At 53.1% G+C, this 6988-nt stretch carries 15 protein-coding genes and 1 pseudogene; 2 read left to right on the top strand and 14 right to left on the bottom strand.

The genetic code is table 11. The features are described 5' to 3' along the window. Positions 1-84: 84 nt before the first annotated feature. The 6 genes from IPL17_RS20355 to IPL17_RS20330 all read right to left on the bottom strand — a co-directional run bounded on the left by IPL17_RS20355 (position 85) and on the right by IPL17_RS20330 (position 2407). Positions 85-336: a hypothetical protein gene (locus IPL17_RS20355; protein ID WP_345308917.1), complete on the bottom strand. Its 252-nt coding sequence runs from the start codon at positions 334-336 to the stop codon at positions 85-87. 220 nt (positions 337-556) lie between these two features. Then, positions 557-793 (bottom strand): hypothetical protein, encoded by a 237-nt coding sequence (locus IPL17_RS20350; protein WP_345308916.1) that lies wholly within the window; start codon positions 791-793, stop codon positions 557-559. A gap of 82 nt (positions 794-875) precedes the next feature. After that, positions 876-965: a hypothetical protein gene (locus tag IPL17_RS20345; RefSeq protein WP_345308915.1), complete on the bottom strand. Its 90-nt coding sequence runs from the start codon at positions 963-965 to the stop codon at positions 876-878. Between the two features lie 667 nt (positions 966-1632). Then, the gene (locus IPL17_RS20340; protein WP_345308914.1) at positions 1633-1899 is read right to left on the bottom strand and encodes a hypothetical protein; all 267 of its coding nucleotides are present in this window, start codon (positions 1897-1899) and stop codon (positions 1633-1635) included. Between the two features lie 76 nt (positions 1900-1975). Further along, complete coding sequence (locus tag IPL17_RS20335) at positions 1976-2125, bottom strand: hypothetical protein (protein WP_345308913.1); 150 nt, start codon at positions 2123-2125, stop codon at positions 1976-1978. 87 nt (positions 2126-2212) lie between these two features. Beyond that, positions 2213-2407: a histidinol dehydrogenase gene (locus IPL17_RS20330; protein WP_345308912.1), complete on the bottom strand. Its 195-nt coding sequence runs from the start codon at positions 2405-2407 to the stop codon at positions 2213-2215. Positions 2408-2885: 478 nt separating this feature from the next. On the opposite strand from IPL17_RS20330, the gene IPL17_RS20325 reads away from it, so the two are divergent. Continuing rightward, entirely contained in the window at positions 2886-3176 is a 291-nt protein-coding gene (locus IPL17_RS20325; protein WP_345308911.1) for a hypothetical protein, read from the top strand. Positions 3177-3194: 18 nt separating this feature from the next. Next, on the top strand, positions 3195-3389 hold the full coding sequence (locus tag IPL17_RS20320; protein ID WP_345308910.1) for a hypothetical protein: 195 nt from the start codon (positions 3195-3197) through the stop codon (positions 3387-3389). A gap of 142 nt (positions 3390-3531) precedes the next feature. On the opposite strand, the gene hisG (IPL17_RS20315) is transcribed toward IPL17_RS20320, so the two are convergent. From hisG (IPL17_RS20315) to IPL17_RS20280, 8 genes and pseudogenes are all read right to left on the bottom strand, one after another. Further along, positions 3532-3852, bottom strand: coding sequence for an ATP phosphoribosyltransferase (gene hisG, locus IPL17_RS20315; RefSeq protein WP_345308909.1), 321 nt, complete (start codon positions 3850-3852; stop codon positions 3532-3534). Positions 3853-3879: 27 nt separating this feature from the next. Beyond that, entirely contained in the window at positions 3880-4353 is a 474-nt protein-coding gene (gene hisG, locus IPL17_RS20310) for an ATP phosphoribosyltransferase (RefSeq protein WP_345308908.1), read from the bottom strand. After that, positions 4299-4526, bottom strand: coding sequence for a hypothetical protein (locus IPL17_RS20305; RefSeq protein ID WP_345308907.1), 228 nt, complete (start codon positions 4524-4526; stop codon positions 4299-4301). The genes hisG (IPL17_RS20310) and IPL17_RS20305 overlap by 55 nt, the downstream gene beginning before the upstream one ends. A 668-nt stretch (positions 4527-5194) precedes the next feature. Then, positions 5195-5440 (bottom strand): C-terminal helicase domain-containing protein, encoded by a 246-nt coding sequence (locus IPL17_RS20300; RefSeq protein ID WP_345308906.1) that lies wholly within the window; start codon positions 5438-5440, stop codon positions 5195-5197. Between the two features lie 125 nt (positions 5441-5565). Beyond that, the gene (locus tag IPL17_RS20295; protein WP_345308905.1) at positions 5566-5994 is read right to left on the bottom strand and encodes an SNF2-related protein; all 429 of its coding nucleotides are present in this window, start codon (positions 5992-5994) and stop codon (positions 5566-5568) included. Further along, positions 5904-6267 (bottom strand): annotated as a pseudogene (locus IPL17_RS20290) (SNF2-related protein). The gene IPL17_RS20295 and the pseudogene IPL17_RS20290 overlap by 91 nt, the downstream one beginning before the upstream one ends. Then, positions 6222-6677 carry a hypothetical protein gene (locus IPL17_RS20285; protein ID WP_345308904.1) on the bottom strand — a complete coding sequence of 152 codons (456 nt, stop codon included), beginning with the start codon at positions 6675-6677 and terminating at the stop codon, positions 6222-6224. The pseudogene IPL17_RS20290 and the gene IPL17_RS20285 overlap by 46 nt, the downstream one beginning before the upstream one ends. Continuing rightward, positions 6616-6987, bottom strand: a complete 372-nt coding sequence (locus IPL17_RS20280; RefSeq protein WP_345308903.1) for a hypothetical protein — start codon at positions 6985-6987, stop codon at positions 6616-6618. The genes IPL17_RS20285 and IPL17_RS20280 overlap by 62 nt, the downstream gene beginning before the upstream one ends. Position 6988: the final 1 nt, after the last annotated feature.

Genomic DNA, 6988 nt, shown 5'->3' with positions numbered 1-6988 from the left:
TGACCTGATCAAAGAAGACGCGCATCGTTCTTCGCTCAAGCTGAATTCCACCACATAATGATGGAATCTTCACCGAAGAAGAGATCAGCAAACTTCACGACCTTGCCTTGCAGTAACCCCATGCCTTGTGTTCACCCATCTCTTCGCCGACTTCGAACAACGCCTGCATCCCAACACAGATTCCAAGCAAAGGATTCGCGCTTGCACCGTATCATTGACCGCTTCCTCCAGTCCGCGCGCCCGCGAACCAGACATAAAATCTCCGAACGCACCGACACCAGGCGGCACAACACCCACCTGGAAACAACTTTCTTCCGGGTCATCTGTGCGCAGCATTTGCGTCAACGGCCTCCAATACTTTTACACTGTAGGCGGAGATTGCCCGTGCCAGCGTCTGCAAGTACATAAGCATCATTTTCATGTTTAATCCTTTTTTCTGGAGTCGAACAGTTCGCTGTTCGACAATCCCAACAACAAGCTGCTGGACTCCAGATTATAAGGTCCCCTTTTGTAGATGGGATCACTCCCGCGGGGCTGATCGATTTGAGTCGCAGCATCAAGCGCACGCGCGGAGCTTTGAACAAAGCTTCGGCCTGATGATGGTCATCACGTCCATACAGAACACGCGCATATAGGTTGCGGCTGAAGTGACCGCGAACGACTCAAAGGAATGGGAACAAAGTGGCGGGAATGTTCCGACATACGGCGTGTGCCACTCCGCTTGAATGACCGAATAAGGACGCGCCGACAAGTCAATGGCGACGTGCGCCAGCGTTTCAAATCCAATCGGCACGAAACAATCTCCCATGCGGGACGATTCCTTGCGGTCGCCAAGCGCAGCTCAAAGGCCAGTCCCAATGCCAAAGCTACATCTTCTACAGTATGATGAGAGATCCGGCTGCAAGATCGCCAGTCGCTTTGATGGTCAGGTCAAATAATCCGTGGACCGCGAGATGCGTGAGCATGTGATCGAGAAATCAACTCCTGTGAAATCGCATTTTGCCTGTTCATCCAGTTCGATTGGATCTGGATTTGGGTTTCATTTGTTTGTCGTGATATTTCAGCCGTTCGCATGGTTTCTCCTTTGGGTTATATTCTTGCCTAAAGCATCCAACGCATCATCCGTATCCTGCGGACGTCCCACGCTGATGCGGATATGGTCACACCTGAGCCGGGTTTATTGAAGTAGCGGATAAAGACCCCATGTTCCTGCGCCAGACGGGCCTTGAGTTCTGCAGCGTCACGTCAACCACCTGACACAAAATGAAGTTGGATTGTGTGGGATATGGTTTTATGTATGGGATTTCCTGCAATGCCTTGAATAGTCTCGCTCTTTCTTCTTTCAAAGAGTTCGACGACTTTCTTCAAATCATCCGTGTGTTCCAATGAAACCGCCGTGACGCGATACTGGCCGCCACATTGACGTTGTATGGCTGTTTGGATTTCCATAGAGTGGGCATCAGCCAGAGTGGAAAGACACCAACATGGCCGATCCGCAGACCGGCCAGCCCCGCCCATTTGCTAAAGTGCGTAGCACGATCAAATTCTCACGCATTGGAACGCTTCGCGGATGCGCTTGGGTTTGCGCCAAGATCATCACCCGCAAATTCAATGTAGGCTTCATCAGCACGATCAGGTCTGCAGGGACAATAACTCATCCATCGTTTTGTATCGATCAAAGAACCATCCGGGTTGTTGGGCGATGTGAGTAAAGAATGGTTTGGGTTGGCGCGTTTCCACTGCCTTGCGGATGCCTTCCGATCGAGTGTAAAAAGTCCGCGCGGCGCGGACTTCAATACAACTTGCCGCGTTGGGTTCCGCATCGAAGGAGTACATGCCAAAGGTGAGCGGACAGGAAAGGATGCAGTCATTCGGGTCGAGGAAAACGCGCATGAGCAAGGTCGATCAATTCATCCGCGCCCTGTCCCGCCAGCAGATATTCTTCATCAACACCGGTGAATTTAGCAAGTGATTTTCACAGGGCTCGGCTTTCAGGATCAGGATAAATATGAGGGAATTCCATTTGCCCAGTGCCGCACGGACCACCGGCAGCGGACCGTAGGGATTCTCCGTTCGCATCCAGCTTGACGATCTGATCCGGACCGCGTCCGATGCGCGCGGACAAGACCTCCGAACGGTTCTATAGGTGTATAGGCGGGCAAAGATTCCAGTGTGTTCGAATTTTCATTTCACTTTTCCACCCTGACCAGCGCTAATTGGCATGCGCATCCAACCCTTCTGCCTGGGCAATTGTCGCGGCAATTGGGCTGATGGCTTGTACTGTCTTTTCATCAAGCGCCACGAGACTGACGATCTTTACAAGTCCCATACATTGAGCAGGGATGCGAAACGCGCAGAACCGCCCGTCAGCCTTGACGTGGCTCGGACCCGCGAGATAATCTCCCAACACTTCAAACGAATATTCACTTACGAGACGCCACCCGCATTATTTACTTTTTCAACAGTTCCGGGGATCACGCATGTGAAGGGCAAGATGTTCCGGCGCGTATTCATTGGCAAGCTGTACGGCTTCATGGTCAAGTCATTCGTCAAAACTGCGCCGCCGCGATTACCAGTGATGCAGTGATAATATCTGCGCGTCCGCGCTGTTCAAAATTGATTCGCAGCTTCGTCTGAACTTTCTCGATCAGTGACTGTGAAGGGGTTAATAAAATAGCCGAGGCAAGCAAGTCGTGTTCAGCCTGAGCAAGCAGGTCAGCAGCGACTCAACCTCAGGAGTCGCAAATTCATCGGCAATGACCACCGTTTCGGTCGGACCATTGTTAACCCGTCAATGCCGACCACGCCATAGACCTGGCGTTTGGCGAGCGTGACTAACGTAAATTACCGGGTCAAAGATCTTATCCACTGGGCGGATGGTTTCCGTGCCATACGCGAGACTGCGTTACTGGCGCTCCGCCGAGCAGATAAATCTCGTCCACCCTGCAATCGCACAAGCGGCCCAGGATCATCGGGTTGACAGGCAGTTTCCTTGTTTTTCAACAGAGCGGTTGGGCGGTGTGACCACCACGATATCGCTGACGCCCCCGCCGCGCGCGAATGGCGCTCGTCAATACGGTCGAAGACGGGGCGGTTCCGCCGGGCATCAACCCGACGCGTTGAATGGGACGGATGATCTGCCCGAGCGTACCGCCAGGTTCGTTCGTGAACCGTGATGTTGGCGGCTGTTGGCGGTGAAATGTTTCAATGCGCGCCGCGCTTTTTCAAGCGCATCCCGCTGGACGGGCGAGATCAGCGGTCAACGCAGACTGGTAATGGCTGCCTTCGAAACGGGAGCAGGCGAGGTCGAAATGCATCAAAGCGCAGGATCCACTCACGAAGCGCGGAGGTCGCCATTCCGCGCGAACATCCTTCAAAATGCGCTGTGACCGCCTGTTCCGCTGTTAAGAATTCGCCAAAGAGCATAGCAATGTTATCAGCACACGTTGACTGATCGGAAATTCATCGGGCGGTGCGCGCTGGATGGTTTGTCTTGCAGTTTGAGGTCGTATTGTTTTAACATGGGGTCTCCTATTTCAACGCCGCAAGCATGGCTGTGTAACGCGGCGGCTCGTCTTCAAAAATATAAGTGACAGGTGATACGATGATGCCGCTGCCGCCGATGCCTCTTAGTTCAGCAATGGCTTGTGTCAGGTGATCGCGGCGCACCACGACCGTGACCGAATGCCAGCCTTGATTCGCTTCGCGCGTGACGATGGGACTGATGGTCGGTCCTTGCAGACCGCCAACTGAAGTCTGTGTGAATAGTTTTTGAGCGATCGCCTCGGGACTGTCCCCGCGCATGTTCGCTATGACAAGCAGATTTTCCTTCGCCCGCAGATGTGCTTCCAATGTATTCCAGCAAACGACAGAGCCATCTCAAGGCCTGCGGATTGGTGTGCAGGTTTTTTGCGGTTCGCGATCAGCGCGGCTTGCGAAAGCCTGAATAAGTCCGTCGGGCAGTGCGCGCAGACGGTTATCCTGCAGGGTTTGTCCCGATGAAACCAGGTCAGAGATCATGTCGGCATACCCGATGGTCGGTGCAGTTTCTAGTGTGCCTTCGGCATAGATCAGGGTGTGCGGAATATCCTTTTGAGTGAGAAAACGTTCGGTTAACACTGGGAATTTTGTCGCCACCCGCAGGGGATGATCGAGCGTAGCGGCGAATTTCTTAAGCGTCGGAATATCGGTCACGTCCTTCCAGGTTTCGGGGACTGCCAATCGCAAAGAACACTGACCAAAGCCAAGCCCGTCATGCAAAATGATGATGTCGCCATTCTCGCCGCGTTTTTCTTCAATCACATCAACGCCCGTGATGCCAAAATCACACTGCCCTGGCGGACATGACGACAATATCGGTTGGGCGTTGAAATAGCACGGTCAGCTCGGGCAGGGCGGGCATCTTCGCCTGGTATTGGCGCGGATTTAATTCTGCACGGGCAGGCCCGTCTCGCGGCGAAGTCCATTGCCTCGTCTTGCAGGCGGCCTTTGGAGGAAGTGAGGTCGAGTTGGTTGTGCGTGGTCATGGGTTTTCCTTTTCAGTTTATTTTAGTGTTTGAATAGAGGCGGGTGTTTTCCGACCATTTCAAAAGCAAGATGGATTAACAAAAATCCGACCATGGGTCGGGGATTGATGAACAAAAAGATGGGAGCCTGTTATTTTCCAGCAGGCACGCGCACATTGACCTCCCGACCATGCGGGGTTGGATGTGATGATGGTGATGAATATGCGCCGACAGGTTGTTCATAATGTGTGGCAGTATACCAACGTGTTTGGAATTTCGCAAGCGAAAGTTAATATGTCGTTGCGAGGAGGGTGCTCTCCCCGACGACACTTGCACCGCACTGCGTTCCCTGGCACCGCCCGCCAGGGCAGGTGTGTTACAGTGCGGTGAGCAACCCCTAATAAAAGAAGGCTGCTTCGGCAAAACCAGGAGCACCGCACAGCGACATGAGCTAACTAAACAACGCCTTGATATCATCCTTTGTGAGCGACTTGAAGAAACTGGATTCGTTGGAGATGATGCTCTTTACAAGGGCGCGTTTCTTTTCCTGTAACTGCAATATTTTTCTTCGACTGTGTCACGCGATGATCTTATAGATAAAGACAGGTTTCTTTTGACCGATGCGGTGGGCGCAGTCACTGGCTTATTTCAACGGCGGGATTCACCACGGGTCAAGATGGATGACGTAGTCAGCGGCAGTCAGAGTTCAAACCCGCGCCGCCCGCCTTCAAGCTGATCAGGAAGAAAGGAAAGGACGGGTCGTTCTGGAACAAGTCCACACGCGACTGACGATTGGGCGTGCGCCCGTCGAGATAAACATATTTGATGCCGCGCTCATCCAGTTCAAAGCGGATCAGTCTGAGCGTTTCCACGAACTGCGAGAAGATCAACGCCTTATGATTTTCAGCTTGCAGGGTTTCGAGAGTTTCAAGCAATATCTCGAACTTGGGCGCTTCGCCCTTATAGGATGAGATCCACCAGCGCGGGATGAATGGCGATCTGCCTCAGTCGCAGCGGACCTTCAATATCTTAAGCGCGCATCGTTCATGCCTTCTTTCGATCAGGCCAAGCAATTCGGCACGGTATTTTTCACGGGTCTGCGTGTACAACTTTTCTGCGCGGGTTCCATATCGGTGTAGACGATGCGCTCGGTGCGCGGCGGCGGGAGTTCTGGCGCGACCTGTTCCTTGGTGCGGCGCAGGATGAACGGATACACCAGACTGCGCAGCGTTGCCATGGCTTTCTCGTCTCCGCCGCTTTCGATCGGTGTGGCGAAGGCGTGCTTGAAATAATCCATATTGCCGAGCAAGCCGGGGTTCACGAACGCGAACTGCGACCATAATTCGAAGGTATTATTTTCAACGGGCGTGCCTGTCATCACAAGGCGGTGATCCGCTTTCAACAAACGTGCCGCCTTCGCGCTCTTTGCCAGTGGATTTTTAATGGCCTGCGATTCATCAAAGGATGACGCGCTGAAACGGATAGCCATGCAAAAATTTCAACATCGCGCAGCATCGTGCCATAGGTGGTCAGCACCACATCGTAGTCATTGAATACAGATATATCCTTGTTGCGGAAGTTGCCCATGTATTCAAGAAAGCGCAGGCCGGGCGTGAACTTTTCTGATTCCCTTTGCCAGTTGGCAATTAAACTTTGGTACGAGCAGCAGCGCCATAAAACTCAGCCTTGGATTGCTCTTCAATGACGGCAGATAGGTCAGCACCTGGACGGTCTTGCCCAGTCCCATGTCGTCGGCGAGGATGCCGCCGAATTTATATTCACGCAGGAAGTGCAGCCAGTCGAAGCCGTGCTTTTGGTAGGGGCGCAGTTTCCCGACGAAGACCTTTGGGGGCGGCTTTGGCGCGATCCGCTCAAAGGCGCAGACGTTCGCGGCTGATCTGAATCTGAGGGCGGGTGAAGCGCTTCATCTTCTTCGAGCAGTTTATCCAACAGCGGGATGTGAAAATCGCTGACGCGGCATCCGTCCTCGGTTTCCTCCGCCAGATTCCACAAGTGTTTGTATTTCTCCAGCCATTCTTCGGGAATTTGTCCGACGGAGCCATCGGCAAGTTTGATGTAATGCTCGCTGCGTTTGAGCGCCTTGCGGACTTCATGAAATGAGATCTGCTGGTCTCCAAACTCTACCACGGTCTTGAGGGTCGAACCAGTCAATGCCTGAGGTAATGCTGACGCGCAGGACGGGCGTGCTGCGGTTGATCTTGCCGAGTTTGAGTTTATCTTCGCCATAAATCTCAAAACCCGCCTCGGTGAGCTGTGGAATGGAATGTAAAAGAAAGTCGTATGGATGCGCGCGGGCGCTCTGGTTCAAGCGATGCCATAGGGATGTTCTGAACTCGCGCGTTTGAGACGATAGCCCGGGTCGGTTAGCGGTTGATAGAAATACTCTTCGCGCGGGCTGACGGTGAATGCGCAGATCCCATGTATCGGCAATGGTCATGACCACAGCAGATTCATCCTGCATG

The sequence above is a fragment of the Candidatus Villigracilis saccharophilus genome (assembly GCF_016711665.1).
The sequence above is the reverse complement of the archived record's forward strand: the minus strand, read 5'-3'. Positions and strand labels throughout refer to the sequence as shown.